We start from the raw sequence: 23,501 nt of genomic DNA on the forward strand, positions 1-23,501 counted from the left end.
GAGAGGCTGACCACCCATGACCGACGACTCCGCGGACGCCCCCCGGGTCCTCTGCCCCGTGTGCCTGAGCCGGGTCGGACCGGACAGCGGGGAGCTGAGGGAGTGGCGGGACGGCGAGTACCGCCCGCTGTACGTCCCGGACGGGGCCACCGAGCACATGCGGCTCCGGATCATGCGCACCCGGGCCCAGGTGCTGTGCCCCAACAGGGGCAACGAGTACCCCGAGCACCACCTCCCCTACCAGTACGTCAACCAGCGGCGCGACCCGGTGGTGGTCGCCCTCGTCGGGGCGCCGCGGTCCGGCAAGACCCACCTGCTCGCGTCGATGGTCGGCGCGATCCAGGAACAGGGCCTGAACCGGTTCGGCCTGTCGGCCTCCCCCCTGGACGTCAACGCGTACGAGCGGTTCACCAACACCCGGGTCCGCCCCCTCCTGGGCCAGGGCCGGGTCCTGGCGCGCACCAACGACGACGTGTGGGAGTTCGAGGTCGGACTGATGGTCTCCGACGGCTCCGACCAGCGCGCCGTGGCCTTCTTCGACGTCGCGGGAGAGGTCATGGACACCGTCGGCAAGGTCTCCCGGCAGGCGTTCTTCGACAAGGTGGACGGGTTCGTGTTCGTCGTCTCCCCCGACGACCTGGAGGACGACCGCGCCGACACCACCTTCTCCGCGGTCCTGGACGTGGTCGAGGACAAGCAGGACAAGGCGGCCGTCGTGGTGGTGGGCAAGGCGGACGTGTACCGCTACGAGCACCCGGTGGACCGGTGGCTGCGCGACGGGGTGTGCCTGGACGACGCCTCCCGCATCGCGGCCGAGACGGAGGACCTCTACGCGTTCATCGACCGGTACGACAAGGGCGGGAGCTACCTGAGGCCGTGGACCGAGTTCGGCAGGAGCGCGATCCACGCGGTCTCCGCGACGGGGGGAGCCCGGCTTCCGGACAGTCCCAGCTACTCGCGCCCGGTCCGGCCGCAGCGCACCCTCCAGCCCTTCCTCACGCTGATGGCGATGACCGGGGTCGCGACGGCCCCGGGGGCGCGGGGGGTGGGGCTGTGACCGCGGAGCAGGGCGCCGGGGGGACCGGCAGGGAGCCCTTGGAGCGGATCTCGTTCGGCTACCGCAGGCAGGGCCTGCTGGGGACGGGCATCGGACCCGTGGGAACCTCGCTGTCCGACAGCGCCGAGGGCTACATGCGGCTCGTCACGTGGCGGGACCGGCTGGACGGGGTGGTGGCCCCGGAGCTGCCTCCCGAGCACACGGCGCCGAGCTACTGGTACCGCAGGTTCCAGGACGGGCAGGGCGTCCTCCTGCGCCGCCTGCCCGAACCCGCCCCGTCCGACCGCCGGGGCAGCCGCGCCCAGGCGGTGGTCGGCGACGACCTGAACGCGCCCCGCGCGCTCCTGGTCGCGCTGGAGGCCGTGCCCGAGCTGAGCGCGTGGCTGTCCGAGCCCTGGGACTCCGAGCGGGGGTGGGCCTGCACGGCTCCGGCCCTCGTCCCCGGGAGCTTCTCCGACCTGCCCGGGCGGCTGAATCGCGAGGCCGCGGCCCAGGCGGGCCTGGCGCCCCTGGTGGCGAGGCTGCTGCAGGCCCCCGGCTCCCCCGTGGACGTCGTCGTCCCGGCGGGCGCCCCCGCCCCGGACGAGAGGACGAGGCTGCTCCTGCTGTGGGGCGCCTACGTGGTCCTGCGGGACGTGGTCGGCACCGAGCGCAAGCCCCGGGGCGGGCGGTCCGACTGGTCGTTCTCCACCTACGAGCCCTGGCCGGAACGCGGCACCGTCCCGACACGGCCGAAGATCGCGTTCCGGCCGCCGGGGCCCGCGGCCGGCGCGGGGTCCGGCACCGCGCTCGACGTCCTCTCCGGCGGCGACGGGTCCTTCCACCACGACCTCGCCCGCTGGCTCGTCGGGCACCTGGAGGCGGGCACCCTGCCCGAGGCCACCGAAGGGCTGCAGGAGGACCGCGCGTCCGAGCACCCCCGGGTTCTGGAACTCCTGGCCGGGCGCATGCGGCGGTCGTCGGCGCGCCCCTCCCGGTGGGGGAGCGCCCCCTGGGGCGGCCCGCCCCGGTTCTCGCCCAGCGCCATGGAGGACGCCCTGCGGCCGGCGGAGCCCACGGCCCCGAACGCCTCCGCGGGCCCCGCCGAACCGGCGGAGCGCACCGGCCGGGCCGGGCACCGGGCCCCTCCGCTCCGGCGCCCCTCGTCGCGGACGGAAGGGGCTCCGGGCACGGTCCCCGGTTCCCCCGCGACCGGCGGGCCGCGTGTTCCCCCGGCGGACCGGGGACCGGCCCTCCGGCCGGACGCCGACCCGGCGCCCGGGACCGTCGTCCCCTCCCTCGGGCGCCCCGGCCGGCCGGAACCCGCGGCGGTGCCTGCGGACCGCGCCCCGGAGGAGCTGCTGCGGCTCCTCGACGAGTTGGGCCGGACCCGGGACCCGGACCGGATCAGCGACCTGGCCACCCGGATCGTCGAGCACCGCTACCCGGGGTTCGGGCGCAGGCTCGTGGTGCGCGGAGCCGCGGCGGGCGGGTGGGAGGTCCGCCCGGGGCTCGTGGCCGCCCTGATCGTGCAGCTCCTCCTCGTGCTGATCGCGGTGGCGGTGTTCACGGGCAGTTAGGATGGCCTTTGTTGGAATCATTCCAGAAAAGTGCTTGAATGGGCCCATGCACCAGACGGAGACGGAGGCTCTCCTCCGGGAGGCCTCGCTACGCGTGACCCGGCCACGGGTGGCGGTCCTGGAGGCTGTCGGGGCTCATCCGCACGCCGATGCCAGCACCGTCCTCCAGGCGGTCCGCGGCCAGCTCGGTGCGGTGTCCACACAAGCGGTGTACGACGTGCTCAGGGCTCTGACAGACGCCGGGCTCGTCAGGAGGATCGAACCGGAGGGGTCGGCGGCGCGCTACGAGCGGAGGGTGGGGGACAACCACCACCACGTGGTCTGCCGCAGCTGCGGCGTGATCGCGGACGTGGACTGCGCCACCGGAGCCGCCCCCTGCATGACGGGTTCACAGGACCACGGCTTCGCCATAGACGAGGTCGAGGTCACCTACTGGGGCGTATGCCCCGCCTGCCAAGAGGCCTGACACACGACCGGTGCTCCACCGCAGCACCAAGAGATCCCACCTTAGGACGAGGAACGAATGTCGCACGACAACACCAAGCCGCTGACGACAGCCAACGGCGCCCCCGTCGCGGACAACCAGAACAGCCTGACCGCGGGCCCGCGCGGCCCGATGCTGCTCCAGGACCTGTGGTTCCTGGAGAAGCTCGCCCACTTCGACCGCGAGGTCATCCCCGAGCGCCGGATGCACGCCAAGGGTTCCGGAGCCTTCGGCACCTTCACGGTCACCCACGACATCACCCGGTACAGCAAGGCCGCGATCTTCTCCGAGATCGGCAAGCAGACCGAGATGTTCGCCCGCTTCTCCACCGTCGCCGGTGAGCGCGGCGCGGCCGACGCCGAGCGCGACATCCGCGGCTTCGCCCTGCGCTTCTACACCGAAGAGGGCAACTGGGACATCGTCGGCAACAACACCCCGGTCTTCTTCTTCCGCGACCCGCTGAAGTTCCCCGACCTGAACCGCGCCGTCAAGCGCGACCCGCGCACCAACATGCGCTCGGCCGAGAACAACTGGGACTTCTGGACCAACCTCCCCGAGGCCCTGCACCAGGTCACCATCGTCATGTCGGACCGCGGCATCCCCGACGGCTACCGCCACATGCACGGCTTCGGCTCGCACACCTTCTCGTTCGTCAACGAGGCCGGCGAGCGCTTCTGGGCCAAGTTCCACTTCCGCACCCAGCAGGGGATCAAGAACCTCACCGACGAGGAGGCCGCCAAGGTCGTCGCCGAGGACCGCGAGTCCTCGCAGCGCGACCTGTTCGAGGCCATCGAGCGGGGCGACAACCCGAAGTGGACGTTCTACGTCCAGATCATGCCCGAGGCCGAGGCCGCGGACTACCGCTTCCACCCCTTCGACCTCACCAAGGTCTGGTCCAAGAAGGACTACCCGCTGATCGAGGTCGGCGAGTTCGAGCTCAACCGCAACCCCGAGAACTACCACGCGGACGTCGAGCAGGCCGCCTTCACCCCGGCCAACATCGTCCCGGGCATCGGCATCTCGCCCGACCGCATGCTCCAGGGCCGCCTGTTCTCCTACGGTGACGCCGCCCGTTACCGCCTGGGCGTCAACCACCACCAGATCCCGGTGAACTACCCGCGCGGCGCCAAGCTGGTCAACACCTACCACCGCGACGGCGCCATGCGCGTGGACGGCAACCAGGGCGGCGTCCCCGGCATCGAGCCCAACTCCTACGGCCGCTGGCAGGAGCAGCCCCAGTACGCCGAGCCGGCGCTGGCCGTGGGCGCGACCGCCGACCGGTTCGACTACCGCGAGGACGACGACAACTACTTCGAGCAGCCCGGCAACCTGTTCCGCCAGATGACGCCGGAGCAGCAGCAGGTCCTGTTCGAGAACACCGCCCGTGCGATCGACGGCGCCTCCCAGGCCACCATCGAGCGCCACATCGGCAACTGCACCAAGGCCGACGCCGCCTACGGCGAGGGCGTGCGCAAGGCCATCGAGGCCCTGCAGGCGGGCAAGGTCTCGCCGGCCGAGGCCAACCCGAACAACGTTCCGGCCTGATCACACGCCTGAACGCCTGAGCACCCGGGTGCCAGGACACCGAGCCGACGCGGTCCCGACCGCGTCGGCTCGGCCCGTTTCCGGGACGGGCCGGGGACGGAGGCCGGGCACGGCGAGGATGCCGGCGCCCGGGGAGGGAGGGGAGCACGCCCGGCGCCGTCCCCGTGCGCGCCGCAGTGGGAGGGTCAGGCTTCGACCGGTGTACCGGGGGCGATGTCGTACGCCTTCCGCACCAGGTCGGGGCGGCGTCCGTCGTTGAGCCGCCGGCCCCACTGGGCGTCGACCTGTGCGCGGACCTGCGGCTCCATCTCGGCGGGGAGCAGGTGCCGGTAGCGGCGGTCCTCGCCCAGCAGCACCTCGACGGTCCGCCGGTAGACCGGCTCGGGGTCGTACTGCTCGTGCGGGAAGGCGAGTTCGGCGTAGTCGTAGAGGCGGTCGGCCGGGTCGTCGCGCCACTCCTTCCACGTCTCGAACATGGTGTCGTTGAACCCGGTGAGGAAGGGGCCCGGGTTGATCGTCGCCACCGTGACACCGAACTCCGCGAGTTCCTGGTCCAGGGCGTCGGCGAACGCCTCCACCGCGTGCTTGGAGCCCGCGTAGGCGCCGGTGAACGGGTCGACGGTGAGGCCGGCGACCGAGGACATGAACACGATGCGCCCGCCGCGGCGGGCCGCCATCTGCCGGGCGATGCCCTGGGTGAGCAGGACGGGACCGAAGACGTTCACCTCGAACTGGCGGCGCAGCCGCTCCTCGGGGATGTCGGCCGTGGCGCCGCCTTCGGAGACACCGGCGTTGTTGAGGAGGACCTCCACGTTCCAGGTCCAGGCCCTCTCCCGGTCGCCGGGGTCGGTCACGTCGAGCTTCTCGACCCGCAGTCCGACGCCCCGCTCCCGGGCCTCGGCGCGCAGGACGCCGACCTGGGCGATGATCTCCACGCCCGCGATCACCTCGTGTCCGGCCTCGGCGAGCCGCAGCGCGACCTCCTTGCCGAAGCCGCTGCCCGCGCCGGTGATGAGAATCGGTCCCGCCATGTCGTCGCACCTTTCCCCTGCTGGGTGTCCGGCCCCTCCGGACCACGGATGTCCTCGGCCCGCCCGTACGCCGACACCGGCACCGCTGTTCCCGCAGGCGCCGGCGGGATCCGGCCCCCGGGCGGCCCCCGGGCGGCCCCCGCAGGGCCACGTTAGGTCCCCGGCGGGCACGGCCCCCTCGTGGCACACGGGGACGGAGGAAAAAGCCTTCGCCGGCACCGGCACCGCGTGTGCCCGCCGAGGAGTGGGCCGCGTCTCCGCCGCTGCCCCGGCCGCGCCCATTGGAAGGGCCCCGGTCCGGGGGCTCCCGGGGCGGGAGTCCGCGGACCGGGGCCCGGAGCGGGGCCCTCGCAGGCGCAGGTCAGGGGCAGCGGCCGTCCCGGATCAGGGCAGCAGGTCGGTGCGGCCGAACATCTCGGCGGCGGCACGGGCGCTCGGCGTGCCCGCGTCGAGGTCGGCCCCGGCCTCGACGAGCGCCGCGACCACACCCTCCTCGCCCTTGAACAGCGCCCCGGCCACCGGCGTCTGGTCCTTGCCGTTGCGCAGGTCCACGTCGGCGCCGCGGTTGACGAGGGACCTGACCGTCCCCTCGTGGCCGTGGTAGGCGGCGAGCATCACCAGGCTGTTGCCCTGCTCGTCCTGGGTGTCCACGGGCAGGCCGTGGTCGAGGAACTCCATGAGCTCCTGCGTCCCGCCCTCCCGGGCGAGGTCCATGGCCAGGGCGATGATCCGCCCGGTCTGCTCGGGTGAGAGTTCGTTCATGGGTTCCATGCTAGAAGTGCCCCTCTGCCTCGCCCGACACGTGCTCGCCTCCGGCGCGGTGAGGGCGGCCACGCTTTTGGGGAGCACACCGCGGTCGGCGGCCGGGGCCGCGTGCGCACCGCCTCCTCACGGGGAGTCCACGTGGTCCCCTCCGGGGCGGTGGCGGCCGACGGCCTGTGGTGTACTGGCTCGCGACCGGATCGGAAGCGACGGACGGGAGCGGGGCATGCTGCTGAACCCCAGTGCAGGCGAGGGGTCCGCGGTGCGGGTCGGCGAGGCGGGACTCGACCGCGAGGAGCTGTGGGCCGCGGCGGGCGCCGTGGCCCGCCGGATCTCCGGGGCCGGGGCCGTCGCCGTCCACGGGGAGGCCTCCCTGTCCACGGTCGTCGCGGTCGTCGGCGGCCTGCTCGCCGGGGTCCCCGTGGTCCCCGTGCCCGCGGACGCGGGCACCGCCGAACGCCGCCACATCGTGCGCGACTCCGGGGCCGCCCTGTGGCTGGGCGCCCCGCAGGAGGGGATCGACCTCCCGGTGGTGCCGGTCGACCCGGCCGAGCGCGCCCCGTTCACGGCCCCCGAGCCCCCGCCCGGGGCCGCAGCCCTGATCATGTACACCTCCGGGACCACCGGCCGTCCCAAGGGCGCCGTCCTGTCGCGGCGGGCCGTCGCCGCCGACGTGGACGCGCTCGCCGACGCCTGGGACTGGACCTCCGAGGACGTCCTGGTCCACGGGCTCCCGCTGTTCCACGTGCACGGCCTGGTCCTGGGCGTGCTGGGGGCCCTGCGCGTGGGCAGCTCCCTGCTGCACACCGTCCGCCCCACCCCCGCGGCCTACGCCGCAGCGGCGCGCGGGGACCACGCGGGCCCGGCGGCGCCCGCGAGGAGCGGCGCGAGGGGCAAGGGGCGCGGAACCCTGTTCTTCGGGGTGCCGACCGTGTGGTCGCGGATCGTCCGCGACCCGGACTCCGCCCGCGCCATGGCCGGTGCGCGGCTGCTCGTGTCCGGGAGCGCGGCGCTCCCCGACCCGGTGGCCGAGGGCCTGCGGGCCGCCTGCGGACACAGCCCCGTGGAGCGTTACGGGATGACCGAGACCCTGATCACCCTGGCCGCGCGCGCCGACGCGCCCCGCCGCACCGGCTGGGTGGGGACGGCGCTGCCCGGCGTGGAGTCGCGGCTGCGCGGCGAGCACGGCGAGGAGGTCGCCCCGGACGGGGAGGCCGTCGGCGAGCTCCAGGTCCGGGGCGCCACCCTGTTCGACCGCTACCTCGGCCTGCCGGAGGCCACCGCGGCCGCGTGGACCGACGACGGCTGGTTCCGCACCGGCGACGCCGCGGTGACCGACCGGGACGGCTGGCACCGGGTGGTGGGGCGCATGTCGGTCGACATGATCAAGACCGGCGGCTACCGGGTGGGCGCCGGAGAGGTCGAGTCCGCGCTGCTCGGCCACCCCTCGGTGCGCGAGGCGGCCGTGGTGGGCGAGGCGGACGACGACCTCGGCCAGCGGATCGTCGCCTACCTGGTGGGGGACGGCGTCGACCCCGGGGCCGTCATCGACCACGTCGCCGCCCAGCTGTCGGTGCACAAGCGCCCGCGCGAGGTGCGGGTGGTGGACACGCTCCCCCGCAACGCGATGGGCAAGATCCAGAAGAACCTCCTGGGCGGCGCGGCGGGCTGAGCCCCTCCCCGCCGCCCGGAGGCGGGTGTCCGCGGGGTGGCGCGGCGGCCGCGGTCCGCCGCGCCACCGTCGCGAGGGGCGGTGGCGCGGGTGCAGGGGTGCAGAGGCTCGGCGTTCAGCGGGATCCGGGGCGGGCCGTCCCCCGGGAGCGCCTGCCGTGCGGTCCCTCAGCCGCTGACCGCGAGGTTGGAGTTCCCGCTGCTCTGGTACCCCTCCGTCGCGAGGACCATGTAGTAGTTGAAGGCTCCCAGCCCCATGCCCGCGCGGTTCCACGCGTCGAAGTGGTTGCCGCTGGTGATGGTCCCGCCCGTCCTCCTGGACTGCCGCACGCTCCAGTACTGCGGGAACGTCCGGATGCCCTCCACCGAGGGGGCGTTGTAGCGCATCGTGCGGTAGAGGTCGTACGTGCCGCCGTCGGTGTTGACCGTGCCCCGGTACTCCCCCGTGGGCCGGTACGTCCCGTAGTTGTCGACGACGTAGTACTCCACCAGCGGGTTCGACGTCCACCCGTACAGGCACAGGTAGCCGTTGCCGGACGGGTTGAAGCTGCCCGAGTAGTTCACGTTCCTGCGGCTGCCGTTGCCCCAGCCCTTGCCGCAGACGAAGTTGCCCGTGTTCCTCCACGAGGTGCTGTAGCTGCCGCCGGAGCCCAGCGTCATGGAGACCGACCCGCCGCCGTCGGTCCAGAAGGAGTAGTAGAACCCGTTGTGGGTGCCGGTCTGGTTCTCGGTGATGGTCGTCCGGGCCAGGGCGGGTCCGGCCATCAGCCCGGGCGCCGCCACCGCCAGGGCGCCGGCGCCGCCTATGCCGATGAATCTCCTGCGGTCGAACGGGCGGAGGGGGTTGTCGGTCATGGTCGCTCTCCTCTTCGTGAGGCCGGCGCGGAGCCGGGCGGCGCGGCACGACCCGGTGGGGATGACGGCGACCGGGGGCGGTCACCGCACGTCGGTGCCGTACGGCGCTGGGGGAACGGCGGATTGCCGTGACCGGCAGTATTCGTCCGCCTCCTCGGGGTTGTCAATGGTTTCCGAAATGTTTCGTAAACTGATGCGCGCCACGGATGGCCAAAAGTCCAGTTCAGGAGGTTGCAGAAAGCGAAATCCGGATCATCCCACGACTTGTCGACACACAGAGCCGGGACTCAGGTCCGTTTTTTCGAAATATTTCGAAACCTCTCGGTCTTCCTCGGCCGGGCGGTTCGAGGGAACCGGGGCGCACGGGCTCGGCCGGGACGGACGGGTGGCGACGTCTCCTCACCGGGGAGCAGCGGAGTCGTGACCGGGGTGCCTCGCGCCAGCAACGGACGAGGGCGGGTCCGGCCACGGCCCGGGCCCCACGTGAGCGGGGCGCCGACGGTCCGCACAGAAAAAGACCGCCGGACGCCCCTGGCGGTCCGGCGGGTACAGCGGCGCAGAGCCGACACGGAAGCCGTCGGCACGGCGTCAGGACAGGTAGCTCCGCACCACCTCGCGGATCTTGTCCGCGTGGAGGTAGATGTCGTCGATCGACCCGAGCAGGTGGCGCGTCTCGTTCTTGTCCGCGTCGAAGACACCGAGGTACTTCTTCGACCGGGCGTTGAAGTGCAGGCGGGCGATCGGCCTGCGGTTGTTGTCGTCCAGGAGGATGGCGAAGTAGCTCTTGGAATCGCGGTGGGCGATCCGCTGCGGCTTGACCTCGCTGCACGCGATCGCCTTGACGACCTGGTAACCCTCCAGCTCCTCCAGAGTGGTCTCGATACCGGTGCCGCGCTCCAAGTCCTCGTCGGCGGCCTCCCGGCTGCCGACCGCTTCCTCCTCCGCCTCCGTCTGCGGGCGGGTGGACTCCAACGCCTTCTTCAACCGCATGTTGACCTGGTCGTCGAGGAAGGCGGCAGCGGCCTCCCGGACGAGAGGTGTGAACTGCTCACGAGCCCGCTTGGTGAAGGACTTGTCGTAGACGCGGCTGGCGAAGAACTTCACCCATTCGTCCTCCGGGTCCTGGAACTCCTCGGCCAGGGTGCGCTTGATCGCACCGAGGTACTTGAGCTTCTCCGCGGCGTCGATCACGGAGTTCAGGTCGAAGGTCTCCTTCGTCAGCTTGCGCAGTTCGGGGAGCAGGCTCTCGTCGACATCACTGAAGTCGAGCACCATGAACGGCTTGGAATCCATGCGGTTGGGCGCTTCGAGGTCGGTGTAGAACTGGTATTCCACACCGTTGGTGAGGACCGCGATCCGGGCGTTGGTGACGGAGAAGTAGCGGTAGAGCTGGGAGGCGTGCTCCACCTTCAGCTCGCCGTTCGCCTTCTTGCACTCGATGAGGATCTGCACCTCGTTGTCGCGCACGATGGCGTAGTCGACCTTCTCGCCCTTCTTCATGCCGACGTCCGCGGTGAATTCCGGGACCACCTCACGCGGGTCGAAGACGTCGTAGCCGAGAATGGTCGCGATGAAGGGCATGACGAAGGCGTTCTTCGCCGCCTCCTCCGTCTGGGTCATGTCACGCTGCTTCTGCACCTTGGAGGCGAGCGCCGACACCTTTTCTTCGAACTGCATGACACACCCTTCGTGAAATCCCGGACAAGGGAAACGACAAGAGAGAACCAGGGACCGCCGCACACGCGCGGCGGCACCTCGTCAGCCGAGAACCAGCGCCGCCGTGTCGTGCCCACCGCTCTCAACGACGGGAACGGCGGGCCTTATCCGGGGCGGTGGAGGGTTCTGGTCTTGCCGTAAGCGCCTCTGGGAGAGCACGCGCACCTCCGGGGGGATGAATTGAGGAGGCGCCGTGCCCTCCTGAAGCGGCGGACACGGCACCGCGTCCGAACCGGAAGGCAGACCCACCGGACGGACGCACACCTCTGCGACGCTCCGGACGACCAGGTGGATTACACGGGCTCGCGTCGGAGGGCCTCCGGCCACCTCGGCCTTTCCCTTCCCAGGACTGCGCCCCGAGGCGGACGGCGCCGAACTCCCGAGGCCGAGGCAGCACTCCCAGCGCCGTGACCAGCCACAGCGGCAACCGTCCAGGATCGGGTCCCGAAGACGGTGGCGGCGCAGCCCCTCGGCCGAGCCGGAACCGCCCGCCCCGAACCGGCCTATCCCCTTCGACGAGGGCACGGCGTGCCGAGGCCGGCCTCTCCGGCACGGGGTCCGCACAGGTCAGCACGTTGAGACACCGGACTGTCACACCCTGTCGCGATGATGTCGGCATGCCGAGGCGCCGGATGTTCGACGCCTTTATGTCGCAATTCGCCGGAATTCCTTAAAGTCAATTTGACCCTAAAGGGCTTCACCCATTAAGGTCACCACGACCAGAACGAGCCTCGTGGGAGACACATGAGCGCCATCCAGACATCCCCTGGCCGGGAATCCGTACGGGAGAACCCGACCGGTGCCACTCGCCACCTGTGTGCGGGCGTCTACATCAACGAGAAGCTCCGCAACCTGGTTCTGAAACAGGTATGCACCTCCCCACACCGCCGGGTTGCGCCCTCCTACGGGTTCGACCTCGTCCCCGTGATGCGCCACGCGTGGTGGGCGTCCCATCTGAGTGCTGCCACCCGTCTGACGGCCGTCACCGCCACCGTCGCTCCGGTGTTCCTCGGCAGCCCGTGGGCGAGTCTGCTGATGGGTGGAACCGGAGCCCTGCTCGCGCTGCTCCACCTGGCCGTCACCCTCCTCCGCGACATCGCCCGCCAGGAACGGCGAACCACTCCCCAGTCGCAGCGCGAACAGCGGTGGAGGCCGTTCCCCGTAAGCGCCTGGGCCTGGCGTCCCGAGGCGAGGAGTCTGAGCGCCGTGGGGAAATGGATGGCGGGAATTGCCGTAGCGCTCCTCGTCGTCGGCCTGGCTCAGCCCGAACAGGGGCGAACGGCGGTCCTTCTGCTCGGATCGACAGCAGCGGTGTTCATACTGGCCGGAGCAGTTCGCCAGGCGCGGATCAACAGCATTCAACGGGCGGTGACGCTGACGCCCAGCAGGTTCTCCAAGCGCGAACGGGAAGTGAGCGCACAGCAGAGCCACGCCTGCGTCGTCTACCGACGGCCCAAGCACAGCGACGCCGACAAGTACGAGCCGTCCTCTTTCAGGCTGTTCGACAAGGAGTCCCCCTTCGTCGGAGCGGGCGAGCTCATCCACGAGTGGGACCCCATGGTCATCCGGCTCCGTCGCCCCCGTGAGAACGACGAACCCCGGCGGGAACGCGAGTACAAGAACCCGCCCTTCCACACACACGAGCTCGTGGAACGGCTGCTGACGGCGGTCGGGGACCTGAACAGGGACAGGGCCCGGACCCGGCTGCCCCTCGAGGTGCGCGACCGGGTGTACATGGCCGAGACCGAGGTGTCCCAGGACAGGAGCTACCTGTCGCCGGAGGGGATCCCCACCGCGGAGATGCGCCGGATCATCGACGGCGACAAGGCCAGTGGCCTGCACTTCCTCGAGGTGAGTGTGCCCGACTACGGTTCGGAACTCGTGGCCACCGCACTCCTGCACGTCAGGTCCCAGGGGAACACCCTGAGCCTGTTCTTCGCCGCTTGCGCCCTCACCCGGACCCCGGAGGAGTTCCAGCGGGCCGAGGAGTACGGCCAGAACGGCAAACGCGCCGTCCTCGCCTCGGCGTTCCGGGGCCTGCTCGGCCTCCCCAGGGAGGCGGCCGAGTGCATGCGCCTCGCCCGCTACCCCTACTACCTGGTCAGGGCTCTCCTGCCGCACGACATGACACGGACCCCGATCAGGAACCTGGGCATCGCCACCAAGATCAGCGTCCGCGAGGAGCACACCCAGGCGTGGAGCACGGACCAGTTCGACAAGACGCGCATCCTCAGCCACATGAAGATCGTCGAACAGCGCCTGCTCGACACCACCCAGGACTTCCTCGAGGAGAGGGGTGTCGACACCTCGGAGTTCAGGAAACGCGCTGATCACATCATCCAGAACAGTTTCTTCAACATCGGCCCCAACGCCCGGATCAGCAACAGCGCCATGGGCCACGGAGCTCACGCGAACAACCACGGCGGGGGACCGCATCCCCACGCACCACAGAACAGCGAGGCACAGCAGTGAACAGCGGAGACTTCAACCTCGGTGACAACGCCCGGATCAGCAACAGCGCCATGGGCCATGGCGCCAGCGTCACCAACACGCTCCCGCCCACCGCGCTCCTCACACCCGCCGAGGCGTCCGACTCCACCGCGACGGACCGCTGGGACCTGGGTGTGGTGACGATCCTGCCGGTGGAGACACGGGCCGTGGTCGACGCCTTCGCACTCCGCTCGGAACGCGACAGCACGGGCCTCTACTTCCGGACCGGAACGGTGCGGGAAGGCGACCAGACCCTGCGCATCGCCGCCATGCAGACGCACAGCCCCGGGCAGCGCTCGGTGATGTCGACCCTGGGACACCTGGGCAGCCGATTCGCTCCCAAGCGGTGGGTCCTGCTGGGGATCGGAGGAGGACTCGACCCCGTGGACGCCCGTATGGGCAACGTCATCGTCTCCACACGTGTCGTCTACTACGACCAGCGCAAGATCACCGAAGGCGAGTCGGTGCAGCACCGCGGGGAGGACAGGGAGGCGCCGGCCGAGATCGTCCACGCGGTCAACGCCTACTTCAGCGACCGGGGCTCTCCGGCTCCCCTGCGGGGTCAGGCGCCCGGCTACGAGACCGAGCCCTACGCGGCCCTCCCCGGGTTGATCGGCTCCGGGGAAGCCGTGATCGCGGCCCGCGACAGCGAGGTCCGCGGATACCTGAAGCACTACAACGACAAGGTCCTGGCCGTGGACATGGAGTCCGGAGGGCTCAGCCAGTACTGGCAGGAGAACTCCGTGGGCGGCAGTACCAATCCGAGTTGGCTCGTGGTCCGGGGGATCTCCGACAACGCCGACCAGAAGAAGAACGACGACAGCCACGACCTGGCCGCACGCAACGCCGCCCACGTCCTCCGTGAGCTGCTCCCCTACCTCTGCTGACCTTCGCTCGGCCCCGGTCCGGCGGGCCGGGGCCGAGAGCACAAAACTCTGATGAGCAGGCCGAGGCTCGGCTACCGAGATCCGGGTCAGGCCTCGACCAGAGCCGCCGGGGTCGGCGGAACGGTGAGCAGCTCGTCGGGCGCGGTCAGGTACCAGGCCTCCAGGGTGAGCTCGCTGAGCTCGTCCAGGTCGATTCCGTCGAGGTGGACGACCACCCAGCCGAACCCGCCCGCCGTGAACTGCACCTCGAACACCTCGGGCCGCTCGGCCACGAGCGCGGTCTGCTCCAGCAGGGTCTGCTTCAGCCCCACGGTGGCGGTGTCCGGCCACAGGTAGCCGAACGGCTTGCCGCGCACGCGGAACGTCGTGTACCGGTCCGACTCCGTGTGCTCGCACCCCGGAAGAGCTCGTACCAACCGCAGAAACCGCTCGATCTCAACACCCATGGGGTGAGACAACCACATCCCACCGACACCGCGCGCCCGGTGGGGGCTCGGGAACGCTCGTCCGCCCATGCCCTGGTCCACACGGATCGGAACCCCGGCGGGCACGGCCGGCGACACAGCGGAGGCCGTCGGGGAGGAAGCGTGTCCCGGCCCTGACCAGGGGGCACACCGTGATTCTGGGTAGGGAAGTACACAAAAGGGAGGAATTGGGGCACATTCCCCGACCGGGGCGAGCAGCGGGTACCCGGTGGACACGGCGGTACGGCGTCCACCGGTGCGGCGAGGAGGCTTCGACATGGAAGCGGTGCAGATCAGCAGTATCGGTACGGCCCTGCCGCCCGCTGCCCTGGACCAGGCGGAGCTGCCCGGTCTGCTGCCCGCCGACCACCCCGGGGAGCGGCTTCTGCGCAGGATCCTGGCGGGTTCGGGGATCCGCAAACGCCATCTGGTGATCGACCCCCGTGTCGAGGACGGCTCACACTGGTCCACGTCCACCCGGATGCGCCGGTTCCAGGACGAGGGCCTGCCCCTGGCGACGGCAGCGGTCGGGGGAGCGCTCGACCGGGCCGGGGTCCCAGCGGAAGAGGTCGGCCTGCTGTGCCTCGTCTCCTCGACCGGCTACGGCACCCCCGGGGTCGACTCCCGGCTTCTCCGCGACCTGGGGATGCGCCCCTCCACCCGGCGGCTCGTGGTCGGCCACATGGGATGCTTCGCCGCGCTTCCCGGCCTGGCCGCGTGCGTCGACTTCGCGAGCTGCCACCCGGAACCCGCGGTGCTCCTCAGCCTCGAACTGTCCTCGCTGCACCTCCAGCCCCCGCCGTGGGACGTGGAGCAGTTCGTCATCAACTCCCTGTTCGGCGACGCGGCCGTGGCCCTGGTCGTCGAAGGGGACGCGGGCCGGCCCCCGGACCACCCCGCGCCGCTCGTGCTGGACCTGGCCTCCCACACCGACCACGGGCACGAGGAGCACATGACCTGGGAGGTGGGGGACCAGGGGTTCAGGATGGGCCTCTCCGCGGCCATCCCCGACCTGATCGCCACCTGCCTGCCCGGCCTGGTCGCCGACCTGCTCTCCCCTCACGGGCTGACCCCCGGGGACGTCGACTGGTGGGCGGTCCACCCCGGCGGCCGGCGCATCATCGAAGCCGCCGAGGAGAGCCTCTCCCTCGGTCCCGCGGCGACCCGGGCCTCACGACACGTCCTCCAGGAGTACGGGAACTGCTCCTCCGCCGGGCTCCCGCTCGTCATGGCCGAGCTCCAGGACACCACCCCCCTGGCTCCCGGGAAGCACGGGGTCGCCATGACCTTCGGCCCCGGCCTGACCCTGTACACCGCCCTGCTCCAGGGCACGTGAACCGCGCCGCCGCACCGAACTCGGGGAGGGACCGTGCACGAGGAGACCGCGCGCCTGCGCTCGCTGTTCGACCGCGCCGACATCTACGACCTGCTGGCCGAGTTCGTCCGCTGCCTCGACGACCGGGACTTCACCGGATACGCGGCGCTGTTCACCGAGGACGGGGTCCTCCGCATGCCGGGGAGGGAGCACCGCGGCCGCGCCGGCCTGGCCGAGTACGTGGAGGCCGACCTGGGGCACTACCACCGGACCCACCACCTGAGCGCCAACCACCGGGTGGAGGTCGACGGCGACCGCGCCACGTCCCGCTCCTCCATGCACGCCGTCCACCTGCGCAGCGCGGACGACCCCACGGACTGGTGGTCGGTCGGCGGCTGGTACGACAACACCTACCGGCGTGCGGGCACGGCCTGGCGGTTCCACACGGTGGACATCACCCCGGTCTGGCTCGGTGAGGGACCCTGAGCCCGGTATCTTCCCTCCCCGTTGGGAGGCGGTGCGCGACAGGAGCGGTTCAGCGGGGCACGGCCTCGACGAGACTGTGCGGCGAAGAGGTCGGGACGACGCGTCGGAGTTCCAGGTCCGCCCCGGCCAGCAGTTCGGCGAACTGCTCCTCGGTGCGCTCCCGACCACCGGAGAGGACGAGCATGGACAGGTCCATGGCCTTCCCCGGGTGGGGAGTGCCGTCCGACGGCAGCACCGACTCGATGAGAAGGAGTTTCGCGTCCTCCCCCATGGCCCTCCGGCAGCTGCGCAGGATGGCGGTCGCGCGCTCGTCGGACCAGTTGTGCAGGACCCACTTCAGCACGTAGAGGTCGCCGCCCGGCGGCACCTCGCGGAAGAAGTCCCCGCCGACCACCGAACACCGGTCCGCCAAACCCTCGTCCCGGATCCTCTCCCGGGCGGAGTCCGCGACACCGGGGGTGTCGAAGACGACCCCGCTCGCGCCGGGCTCGCGGTGCAGGACCGCGCTCAGCAGGGCCCCCGATCCGCCGCCGACGTCGACGATGCGGGAGGCGCCCGCGAAGTCGTAGGCGTCGAGCACCGCGGGCGCCGCGACCCGGGTCAGTTCCCGCATCGCCTCGTCGAACAGGCGACCGTGTTCGGGGCGGTGTGCCATGTAGTCGTAGATGTGCTCCCCCGCGACCACGGGGAAGGTGGCCTCGCCGGTGCTCAGGCTGTGCCGGACTCCCCCCAGGACCAGGGGCGCCACCGTTCCCGCCAGGGCCAGGACGGAACGCACGGACGCCGGGTGGTCGGAGCGGAGCGGGCCGCCCGTCTCCGTCAGCTCGAAGACACCGGGCCCGGTCTCGTGGAAGAGGCCGCGGGAGGCCAGCAGCCGCATCATGCGGTGGAGGGCCCCAGGGTCGGAGTCCGTGCGCAACGCCAGGTCCTCGGACGAGCGGGGCCCCGAAGCCAGGAGGTCGGCGATGCCCAGTTCGGCCGCGATCTGCAGCGCCCGGGCGTGGACGATCTCGTCCCCCAGGTCGAGCAGGGCGTAGGCCCGCTCCTGGTCGCTCCTGTCACAGGACACGCGTTCCCCCTGTCCCGACCCCTCGGCACACCCGTCGGCCACCTGCCGGACTGCCACCGACTGTAGGTTCCCGCAGGTGGGGGCGCGGGTAGGGCCCGCGCGTGGCGTGTCGGTTCCGATGAGGCCCGGGGCGACCGCCCGTCCGCTGCCCCTCCGGCTCCTCCGAGCCGCCGACGCAACCACAACCGATGGGGGCGTCGGCCGAGGAGCTCGACCGCGCGGCGGGGGACGCCGGGCACGGCAGAACCGGGACGGCGTGAAGCCGCCGGTTCAGGGGACGATCCTGTCATGGGTTATGACCTATCGGGATCTTCACAAGTGCCCGGGGTCAAGTCAGGCCCATAGCGTCTTATTCCTGCCGACACCAGCCCCCTGTTTCCTTGGAAAAACTCGGCCACATGGCTCTTCGTCGAATATCACCAGTTTGGATGCACCGCCGTTCCACCGCTGTCCGTATGTGGCCACCCCCTTGACCGAAGACGGGCCCTACCATAATTTTTACCCAATAACCTCAGGGTTGAATTTGGAGGCCGAAGATTTCCACTCATCCCCCCTCGGCGTCTCCCCTGGAAGCCTACGAAGGGCTTGCCAGTCAATACGACGCGACCTCGAGAACTTCCGACTACCACCGTTGGATGAACCTTTTCAGCGATCTCCTGAAAGAATTCAGCACCCCAGGAGAACGACTGGTCGACCTCGGTTGCGGCACCGGCAACAGCTCTGTGGAACTCCAGAAGAGCGGATACAGGGTCACCGGAGTCGACCTCTCTCCCGCGATGGTGGCGGCGGCCAAGGACAAAGAGGAGATGCGGGGGATCGATTTTCTCGTAGGAGGGTTGACCGACCTCCCCATCCCTGATGCGCAATTCGATGCCGCGATCTCCGCGGGCGAGGTGTTCCACTACCTCTCCGACGACGAGGAGTTGGACGCAGCCTTCGCCGAGGCTGCGCGGGTGCTGGTTCCCGCCGGCCTTCTGATCGTGGAAGTGAACACCGAGCTGTCCTTCCGCGTGCTCTCCCAGGCTCCCAACATCCGCAGGTCCGACGACGGATTCATCTCCTTCTCGCCTCTGGCGCCGGCCGACTTCTCCCCCGGCGAGGCCATCGACCTCGAGGTGGACTCCTTCGCGCGGGTGGCGGGCGACCTCTGGGAGCGTTCCGTCACACGGCACCGGCTGCGTCATCTGACGCACGAGCGGATCCTCGCGAGCATCGCCTCCGCAGGCCTGGAGTTCGTCTCCGTCCGCGGTTTCCACGGAGGAGCTCTGGAGGACGGCCTGGACGACGGAAGACACCCCAAGGCTCTGTACGTCGCCCGACGTACAGGTTCCGTGGCTTGACCGCGGAAATCCCCCAGTTGGAACCCGGTTCCAACAGCTAAGGAGAAGGCCATGATCAAGATCGAGCCCGTCGAAGAGCTGACCATCATCATCCAGTTCAGCCCCAGCTAGCACGCGGCCCGAGGAGGTCGGCCCCCTGGCGGGGCCGACCTCCTCCTTTTACAGGGAGCACCACTGTGAAGTACAGGTCGGCAAAACACCTCGAATGCTTCTGGGACGCATCCGGTTTCTTCGTCAAGAACCCTCTGACCAAAGCGAAAATCAGCACCGATCCGATCACCGCGAGCGTTCTCCACAGCTTTTCCGAGCTGCGGTCCGTTTCTGATGTCGCACAGGAACTGGGGTTGGACGAGGACGTCCTGGACAGTGCGGCGTCCTCCCTTTCAACCCTCGGTTTCCTCGAATCCGAGGAGCAGGACGGGGCCGGAATCGGCACAGAGGGGTTCGACGCCTGGGCGCCCTGGGGAAGGGAGGGCCTCTCGTTCCACTTCTCCACCAGGGACGCCCCTTTCACGGAGAGCACCGACGAGATCCGGGAGGAGCTCACCAAGGACCCGTCGCCTCCCCTGTTCAAGGAGTACAAGGACGCGGACAGGATTTTCCTCCCCCGGCACCAGAAAGATCCCGGCCGCTCCTACCGTGAGGTCCTCTACCGGCGAAGGACCCATCGTGACTTCGCCGACGCGCCTGTCGGACGGGAGGTCTTCTCGACCCTCATGGCGATGACCTTCGGGGTGAAGGACTTCATCGACGCCCAGCAGTTCGGCGCCCTCATGCTGCGCACCAGCCCCGCCGGCGGCGCCCGTCACGAACTGGAGGCGTACACGGTCGTCACCGGCGTAGCCGGGATCGCCCCGGGGATATACCACTACAACGTCCGGGAGCACTCCCTGGAACTGCTCAGGGAGGGCGAGTTCCGGGACAGCCTGACCCGTGCGTGCGACTCGCAGTCGGGGGTGGGCGAAGCGCCCTTCTCCGTGGTCCTGACCGCGGTCGTCCCACGCCTGAGCTTCAAGTACCGGCACCCTCGCGCCTACCGGGTCATGCTGATGAACTCCGGGCACCTCGGCCAGACCTTCGTCCTGACGGCGACGGCGCTGGGGCTGGGCCCCTTCCAGACCGCGGCCTTCAACGACTCGGCCGTCGAGGAGCTGCTGGGCGTCGACGGGGTCCGGGAGACCGCGCTGTACGTCCTCTCCGCCGGCGTCCCCGCCGTGGACGCCAACGGGGACGCGGTCCTCTCCCACCCGCCGATGAGTCTGGAGGGCTCCCGGAAGGCCAGGTTCGAGTAAGCGCATGGACATCGACTCCTCGCAGGCCAGGGGCGATCCGCCGGCGGTGGGGCTGGGGGGAGCCTTCCACCGCTTCTGGGCCGGACACACGTCGGCCAATCTCGGCGACGGCGTCCTCCTGACCCTCTTCCCGCTCATGGCCGCTGCCCTGACCTCCGACCCCCTCGCGGTCTCGATGCTGACCGCGGCGGCCTACACCCCCTGGCTGCTGTTCGGCCTCCACGCCGGGGCGCTGATCGACCGGATCGACAAGCGCCGCGCCATGGTCGTCGGCAACCTCCTGCGCTGCGTGCTGCTCGGAGTGCTCGCGGTCGTCTCCTGGTTCGGCCCGGTTCCCGTCTGGGGGCTGTGCCTCTTCGTCCTCGCCCTGGCGGTCTGCGAGGTCTTCCACGACGGCTCGGCCCGGGCGCTGCTCCCCGCGCTGGTCGCGCGGAACCTCCTGATCAGGGCCAACAGCCGCCTGCAGGGGACGCGTGTGGTGGCCTCGGACTTCCTCGGCGGCCCGATCGCGGGTCTGCTGTTCGCCCTCTCCACGGGGACCGCGCTGCTGTTCAACGCGGGGGCCTACCTGGTGGGGGCGCTGTTCCTGCTCTCCGCGGCCGTCGCGGCCCGTTCCCTCGGCGGGGAGGGGAGGGACGAGGGCGAGCGGGCCCCGGTCCCGGATCGCGCCTCGCTGACCCGCGAGGCGCTGGACGGGCTCCGGTTCGTCACGGACGACCGCGTCCAACGGGGGTTCGCCGTGGCCGCCGCCTTCTCCGGGTTCGCCACCGGCGGGGTGTCGGCCATCCTGGTGCTCTACGTGACCCGGACCCTCGACGTCCCGGAAGCACTGTTCGGGGTCTACACGATGCTGTCCGCGGTGGGCGCGCTCACGGCCTCGTTCCTGTGCGCCCCGTTGGGGCGGTGGTGCGGCCACGGGCTCCTGCTCATCGTCGCCCACATCCTCGGGGGCGGGGTCCTGCTGACCATGGGGCTCTTCCCCCACGTCGTCGTGGGAGCCCTCGCCCTCGGTGTGTTCGGCCTGGCGGCGACGACGATCTCCGTGAGCGCCGCCTCCATCCTCCAGGCGGTGACGCCGATGCCGATCCTGGGGCGCGCGTCCATGGCCCGCATGCTCCTCGCCCAGGCCTCCGTCCTCCTGGGGGTCTTCACCGGCGGCCTGTTGGGAGGGTTCGGGCTCCACGTGCCGTTCATCGCCGGAGGGGCCCTGCTCCTGACGGCGCCCCTGGTGTTCGGCCGCGTGTTCCGGGAGGGGGCGAGGCGCGCTGCGGTGTGACCGGCCCACACCCCGGGCCGGGGGTTCCTCCGCGCGTTCGGTACCCAGGTCGTGGCTCCGCTCACACGACCGGGCCACACGAAGCGGGCAGCAGGAACGCGCAAGGGGTCTCTCGCGCGGCTCCCCCGACACAGGGGGCAGCGCAGCTACCCCAGAAGCTTCTTCTCCCTGGCCCACTGCTCGAACCCGCCCTTGGGAAAGGGCAGCCGCATACCGGACTCGTGGAGGTCGTCGACGAGCACGGAGGCTCCGGTGACGGTGCAGTCCCCCCGAGAGCAGGCGTCGGCGATCAGGCCGACCGTTCCGCGGACGCTCAGGCCGTACTGCGTGGCGACCTTGCGCGCGTTCTTGTCGTCCAGGACCAGGACCCCGCCGTGGAGTTCGGCGTAGGCGCACAGCGTGGTCTCCCCGATGTTGTGGTCATCGTCCAGACCCATGCGTGCGCTCCACTCGCCGTAGGCCACGAGGAACAGCAGTGAGTCGGTGGGGACGACCGTGAGCCACGCGGCTGCCACGACCTCCGAGCGGGCACCGGGATGCCTGCGGCCGACCTCGTCGATCACGGCCTGGGTGGTCAGACACGAGGATCCGCTGACCAGGTCGCCCAGGACATCGAGACGGTCGGCCTTCGCGGCGTGCAGCAGCGGGGAGGCGTCGAACAGCAGTGGGACCGGGACCGCGGGAGGAGGAGTCAATCCGTTGCTTCCTCGGTGAGGGCTGCGAGCGAGACCTGGCCGCGCAGCATCTCCACTGCCCGGTGGGGAGTGATCTTATCGGTCTCCATCGCCATCACCACCGCGGAGGCGTAACCCGGGGGAACCCGGATGGAGGCGAGGTCGGGCTGGGGTTTCCACCCCAGGGCGTCCTTGAACTCGACGTCCGTCGGCGTGCGGGTCCGCAGCCTGCGCACCTCCTCAGGTTCGACCTCTCCGGTGCGCCGGAGCTGGGTCACCGCCAGACCCCACGAGACGCGGTAGGTCGCCGACAACCGGACCAGCTCACGGCGCCGGGCCTTCTCGCCGTCCTGCTCGACGGCCGACCCCATCTCCGAGGTCGGCAGGAGGAACTCGGCCGCGAACGCCTCCACCACCTTCTCCCGGTCCTCCCGTGAGGCGTGTACACCGAGGTCGCTGGAGAACTCGTCCCCCAGGACCATGTGCCCGAGCTCGTGCGCGGCGGTACTGCGCCTCCGGCCGGGCGCCTGCTCCTTGTTGACCACGGCCACCGCGACATCTGCGTCCACCAGAGAGGCGCCGTCCGAGGGCAGGGGGACGACGGCGGTGAACTGCCCCGCCTGCTCGCACACGGCGGAGACGGATTCGATGGGACCCGTGCCGAGATCCAGCCGGTCGCGCAGCCACAGGGCCGACCGGCGCGCCTCTTGCGCGTCCCGTACCTGCTCGGGGTACAGGAGCATCCGTCGCGGTTCCAGGACTCCGAACCCGATGAGTCGGCGTACGTCTCTCAGCCATTCGGAGAGCAGGGCCTCGGTCCGATAGGCGTCGCGCGCGGCCCGGCTCTCCCCGATGTCTCCGCCGTCGGCTATGGCAGCCCTGCGGGAGACGACCTCAGGGGCGGGGTGGAGGAAGTGGGACAGAGGATAGTCGAGTGCGCGGGCGAGGCGGGTGAGTTCGACGGCGTCGATACGGCGCTCACCGTTCTCCAGTTTGGAGACCATGCTGCGCTCCAAGCCGACTCTCTCGGCGAGGAGGTGCTGGGAGAGTCCGGCGGCGGCCCTGCTCTCCCGTACCCGCTCGCCGATCTGCGCCCAACTCAGCTCTTCCCTCATGTGTGCGATCTTCGCACAAGGGTCTTGGACGTGTCGCCGTTGTGAGCGGTAAAAGTTCCCCCTTCTTCCGCGTTCCCGGCTCCGCCGCACCGCCGTGTCCGCGCTCGGACTGCCGCGCACCGCCGCCGTGGCCTGCCGGCCCGCATCCGGCACCGCCTCTTCCCGTCGGCGGGCGGTGGGCACCGTGCAAGCAGCTGGTGCGCGCGGCGTCGGTTCCGTGTCGGCGCGCGGAAGGCCTACCGTCCGCTGACACGGCTGACCTGCGGTGATCGGCGGCGGACACACGTGACCCCTCGCGTTTACCCGCTTTACCACCCGTTGAACCATCGACTTCCGACCTCTATCGTGCATGAGTCGTATCAATCGTTCAGTGAACGATTGATCCGTTCGCAGCACACCACGGAGGGGAAGAC

The 23,501-nt window shown here is 70.5% G+C and carries 20 protein-coding genes; 12 read left to right on the forward strand and 8 right to left on the reverse strand.

Features of this window, described 5'->3' with window-relative positions:
• Nucleotides 1-16: 16 nt before the first annotated feature.
• The 4 genes from ACWGL3_RS00495 to ACWGL3_RS00510 are packed head-to-tail and all read left to right on the forward strand — an operon-like array spanning nt 17 to nt 4,645.
• Nucleotides 17-1,057 (forward strand): TRAFAC clade GTPase domain-containing protein, encoded by a 1,041-nt coding sequence (locus tag ACWGL3_RS00495; RefSeq protein ID WP_267949322.1) that lies wholly within the window; start codon nt 17-19, stop codon nt 1,055-1,057.
• Nucleotides 1,054-2,616 (forward strand): hypothetical protein, encoded by a 1,563-nt coding sequence (locus ACWGL3_RS00500; RefSeq protein ID WP_267949321.1) that lies wholly within the window; start codon nt 1,054-1,056, stop codon nt 2,614-2,616. Before ACWGL3_RS00495 ends, ACWGL3_RS00500 begins: the two co-directional genes overlap by 4 nt.
• 46 nt (nt 2,617-2,662) lie before the next feature.
• The gene (locus tag ACWGL3_RS00505; RefSeq protein WP_267949320.1) at nt 2,663-3,082 is read left to right on the forward strand and encodes a Fur family transcriptional regulator; all 420 of its coding nucleotides are present in this window, start codon (nt 2,663-2,665) and stop codon (nt 3,080-3,082) included.
• A gap of 57 nt (nt 3,083-3,139) precedes the next feature.
• Entirely contained in the window at nt 3,140-4,645 is a 1,506-nt protein-coding gene (locus tag ACWGL3_RS00510) for a catalase (RefSeq protein WP_267949319.1), read from the forward strand.
• A 185-nt stretch (nt 4,646-4,830) separates the two neighbouring features.
• Here the strand turns inward: ACWGL3_RS00510 and ACWGL3_RS00515 are convergent, their stop codons facing one another.
• Together ACWGL3_RS00515 and ACWGL3_RS00520 are read right to left on the reverse strand one after the other, a co-directional pair.
• Nucleotides 4,831-5,676, reverse strand: coding sequence for an SDR family oxidoreductase (locus tag ACWGL3_RS00515; protein ID WP_267949318.1), 846 nt, complete (start codon nt 5,674-5,676; stop codon nt 4,831-4,833).
• 384 nt (nt 5,677-6,060) lie between these two features.
• A complete protein-coding gene (locus ACWGL3_RS00520; protein ID WP_267949317.1) occupies nt 6,061-6,438 on the reverse strand; it encodes an ankyrin repeat domain-containing protein in 378 nt (125 codons plus the stop codon).
• A gap of 226 nt (nt 6,439-6,664) precedes the next feature.
• Here ACWGL3_RS00520 and ACWGL3_RS00525 point away from each other — a divergent pair, with 226 nt between their 5' ends.
• Nucleotides 6,665-8,110 carry an acyl-CoA synthetase gene (locus ACWGL3_RS00525; RefSeq protein WP_452460575.1) on the forward strand — a complete coding sequence of 482 codons (1,446 nt, stop codon included), beginning with the start codon at nt 6,665-6,667 and terminating at the stop codon, nt 8,108-8,110.
• A 167-nt stretch (nt 8,111-8,277) separates the two neighbouring features.
• Here ACWGL3_RS00525 and ACWGL3_RS00530 read toward each other — a convergent pair whose 3' ends face one another.
• Both ACWGL3_RS00530 and ACWGL3_RS00535 read right to left on the reverse strand, forming a co-directional pair.
• The gene (locus ACWGL3_RS00530; RefSeq protein WP_452460576.1) at nt 8,278-8,964 is read right to left on the reverse strand and encodes a glycoside hydrolase family 11 protein; all 687 of its coding nucleotides are present in this window, start codon (nt 8,962-8,964) and stop codon (nt 8,278-8,280) included.
• 588 nt (nt 8,965-9,552) lie between these two features.
• Complete coding sequence (locus tag ACWGL3_RS00535) at nt 9,553-10,641, reverse strand: type I restriction endonuclease (RefSeq protein ID WP_267949314.1); 1,089 nt, start codon at nt 10,639-10,641, stop codon at nt 9,553-9,555.
• Nucleotides 10,642-11,424: 783 nt separating this feature from the next.
• Here ACWGL3_RS00535 and ACWGL3_RS00540 point away from each other — a divergent pair.
• Together ACWGL3_RS00540 and ACWGL3_RS00545 are read left to right on the forward strand one after the other, a co-directional pair.
• A complete protein-coding gene (locus tag ACWGL3_RS00540; RefSeq protein ID WP_452460577.1) occupies nt 11,425-13,152 on the forward strand; it encodes a hypothetical protein in 1,728 nt (575 codons plus the stop codon).
• Nucleotides 13,149-14,057 carry a 5'-methylthioadenosine/S-adenosylhomocysteine nucleosidase family protein gene (locus tag ACWGL3_RS00545; RefSeq protein WP_452460578.1) on the forward strand — a complete coding sequence of 303 codons (909 nt, stop codon included), beginning with the start codon at nt 13,149-13,151 and terminating at the stop codon, nt 14,055-14,057. The genes ACWGL3_RS00540 and ACWGL3_RS00545 overlap by 4 nt, the downstream gene beginning before the upstream one ends.
• Before the next feature lie 86 nt (nt 14,058-14,143).
• On the opposite strand, the gene ACWGL3_RS00550 is transcribed toward ACWGL3_RS00545, so the two are convergent.
• Nucleotides 14,144-14,503, reverse strand: coding sequence for an MmcQ/YjbR family DNA-binding protein (locus tag ACWGL3_RS00550; RefSeq protein WP_452460579.1), 360 nt, complete (start codon nt 14,501-14,503; stop codon nt 14,144-14,146).
• 295 nt (nt 14,504-14,798) lie between these two features.
• On the opposite strand from ACWGL3_RS00550, the gene ACWGL3_RS00555 reads away from it, so the two are divergent.
• Nucleotides 14,799-15,857 (forward strand): type III polyketide synthase, encoded by a 1,059-nt coding sequence (locus ACWGL3_RS00555; RefSeq protein WP_452460580.1) that lies wholly within the window; start codon nt 14,799-14,801, stop codon nt 15,855-15,857.
• 33 nt (nt 15,858-15,890) lie between these two features.
• Entirely contained in the window at nt 15,891-16,322 is a 432-nt protein-coding gene (locus tag ACWGL3_RS00560) for a nuclear transport factor 2 family protein (RefSeq protein WP_267949309.1), read from the forward strand.
• Between the two features lie 49 nt (nt 16,323-16,371).
• Here the strand turns inward: ACWGL3_RS00560 and ACWGL3_RS00565 are convergent, their stop codons facing one another.
• Nucleotides 16,372-17,391 (reverse strand): methyltransferase, encoded by a 1,020-nt coding sequence (locus ACWGL3_RS00565; protein WP_452460581.1) that lies wholly within the window; start codon nt 17,389-17,391, stop codon nt 16,372-16,374.
• Between the two features lie 635 nt (nt 17,392-18,026).
• Between ACWGL3_RS00565 and ACWGL3_RS00570 the strand changes: the two genes are divergently transcribed.
• The 3 genes from ACWGL3_RS00570 (at nt 18,027) to ACWGL3_RS00580 (ending at nt 21,299) form a co-directional block, all read left to right on the forward strand.
• Nucleotides 18,027-18,731, forward strand: coding sequence for a class I SAM-dependent methyltransferase (locus ACWGL3_RS00570; protein WP_355011237.1), 705 nt, complete (start codon nt 18,027-18,029; stop codon nt 18,729-18,731).
• Nucleotides 18,732-19,075: 344 nt separating this feature from the next.
• Nucleotides 19,076-20,023: a SagB/ThcOx family dehydrogenase gene (locus ACWGL3_RS00575; protein ID WP_452460582.1), complete on the forward strand. Its 948-nt coding sequence runs from the start codon at nt 19,076-19,078 to the stop codon at nt 20,021-20,023.
• Nucleotides 20,024-20,027: 4 nt separating this feature from the next.
• On the forward strand, nt 20,028-21,299 hold the full coding sequence (locus tag ACWGL3_RS00580) for an MFS transporter (protein WP_452460583.1): 1,272 nt from the start codon (nt 20,028-20,030) through the stop codon (nt 21,297-21,299).
• Between the two features lie 146 nt (nt 21,300-21,445).
• Here the strand turns inward: ACWGL3_RS00580 and ACWGL3_RS00585 are convergent, their stop codons facing one another.
• The gene (locus ACWGL3_RS00585; RefSeq protein ID WP_452460584.1) at nt 21,446-21,994 is read right to left on the reverse strand and encodes a hypothetical protein; all 549 of its coding nucleotides are present in this window, start codon (nt 21,992-21,994) and stop codon (nt 21,446-21,448) included.
• Nucleotides 21,991-23,088, reverse strand: a complete 1,098-nt coding sequence (locus tag ACWGL3_RS00590) for a helix-turn-helix domain-containing protein (protein ID WP_452460585.1) — start codon at nt 23,086-23,088, stop codon at nt 21,991-21,993. Before ACWGL3_RS00590 ends, ACWGL3_RS00585 begins: the two co-directional genes overlap by 4 nt.
• Between the last annotated feature and the right edge of the window lie 413 nt (nt 23,089-23,501).

Source organism: Nocardiopsis sp. NPDC055824 (genome assembly GCF_053616335.1).

Excerpts from the sequence above, each read along its gene's own strand:
- ACWGL3_RS00535 (WP_267949314.1), bottom strand. The coding sequence starts at position 10,641 with ATGCAGTTCGAAGAAAAGGTGTCGGCGCTCGCCTCCAAGGTGCAGAAG.
- ACWGL3_RS00555 (WP_452460580.1), top strand. The coding sequence starts at position 14,799 with ATGGAAGCGGTGCAGATCAGCAGTATCGGTACGGCCCTGCCGCCCGCT.
- ACWGL3_RS00520 (WP_267949317.1), bottom strand. The coding sequence starts at position 6,438 with ATGAACGAACTCTCACCCGAGCAGACCGGGCGGATCATCGCCCTGGCC.
- ACWGL3_RS00590 (WP_452460585.1), bottom strand. The coding sequence starts at position 23,088 with ATGAGGGAAGAGCTGAGTTGGGCGCAGATCGGCGAGCGGGTACGGGAG.
- ACWGL3_RS00495 (WP_267949322.1), top strand. The coding sequence starts at position 17 with ATGACCGACGACTCCGCGGACGCCCCCCGGGTCCTCTGCCCCGTGTGC.
- ACWGL3_RS00505 (WP_267949320.1), top strand. The coding sequence starts at position 2,663 with ATGCACCAGACGGAGACGGAGGCTCTCCTCCGGGAGGCCTCGCTACGC.
- ACWGL3_RS00570 (WP_355011237.1), top strand. The coding sequence starts at position 18,027 with ATGAACCTTTTCAGCGATCTCCTGAAAGAATTCAGCACCCCAGGAGAA.
- ACWGL3_RS00580 (WP_452460583.1), top strand. The coding sequence starts at position 20,028 with ATGGACATCGACTCCTCGCAGGCCAGGGGCGATCCGCCGGCGGTGGGG.
- ACWGL3_RS00510 (WP_267949319.1), top strand. The coding sequence starts at position 3,140 with ATGTCGCACGACAACACCAAGCCGCTGACGACAGCCAACGGCGCCCCC.
- ACWGL3_RS00525 (WP_452460575.1), top strand. The coding sequence starts at position 6,665 with ATGCTGCTGAACCCCAGTGCAGGCGAGGGGTCCGCGGTGCGGGTCGGC.
- ACWGL3_RS00550 (WP_452460579.1), bottom strand. The coding sequence starts at position 14,503 with ATGGGTGTTGAGATCGAGCGGTTTCTGCGGTTGGTACGAGCTCTTCCG.
- ACWGL3_RS00540 (WP_452460577.1), top strand. The coding sequence starts at position 11,425 with ATGAGCGCCATCCAGACATCCCCTGGCCGGGAATCCGTACGGGAGAAC.
- ACWGL3_RS00515 (WP_267949318.1), bottom strand. The coding sequence starts at position 5,676 with ATGGCGGGACCGATTCTCATCACCGGCGCGGGCAGCGGCTTCGGCAAG.
- ACWGL3_RS00530 (WP_452460576.1), bottom strand. The coding sequence starts at position 8,964 with ATGACCGACAACCCCCTCCGCCCGTTCGACCGCAGGAGATTCATCGGC.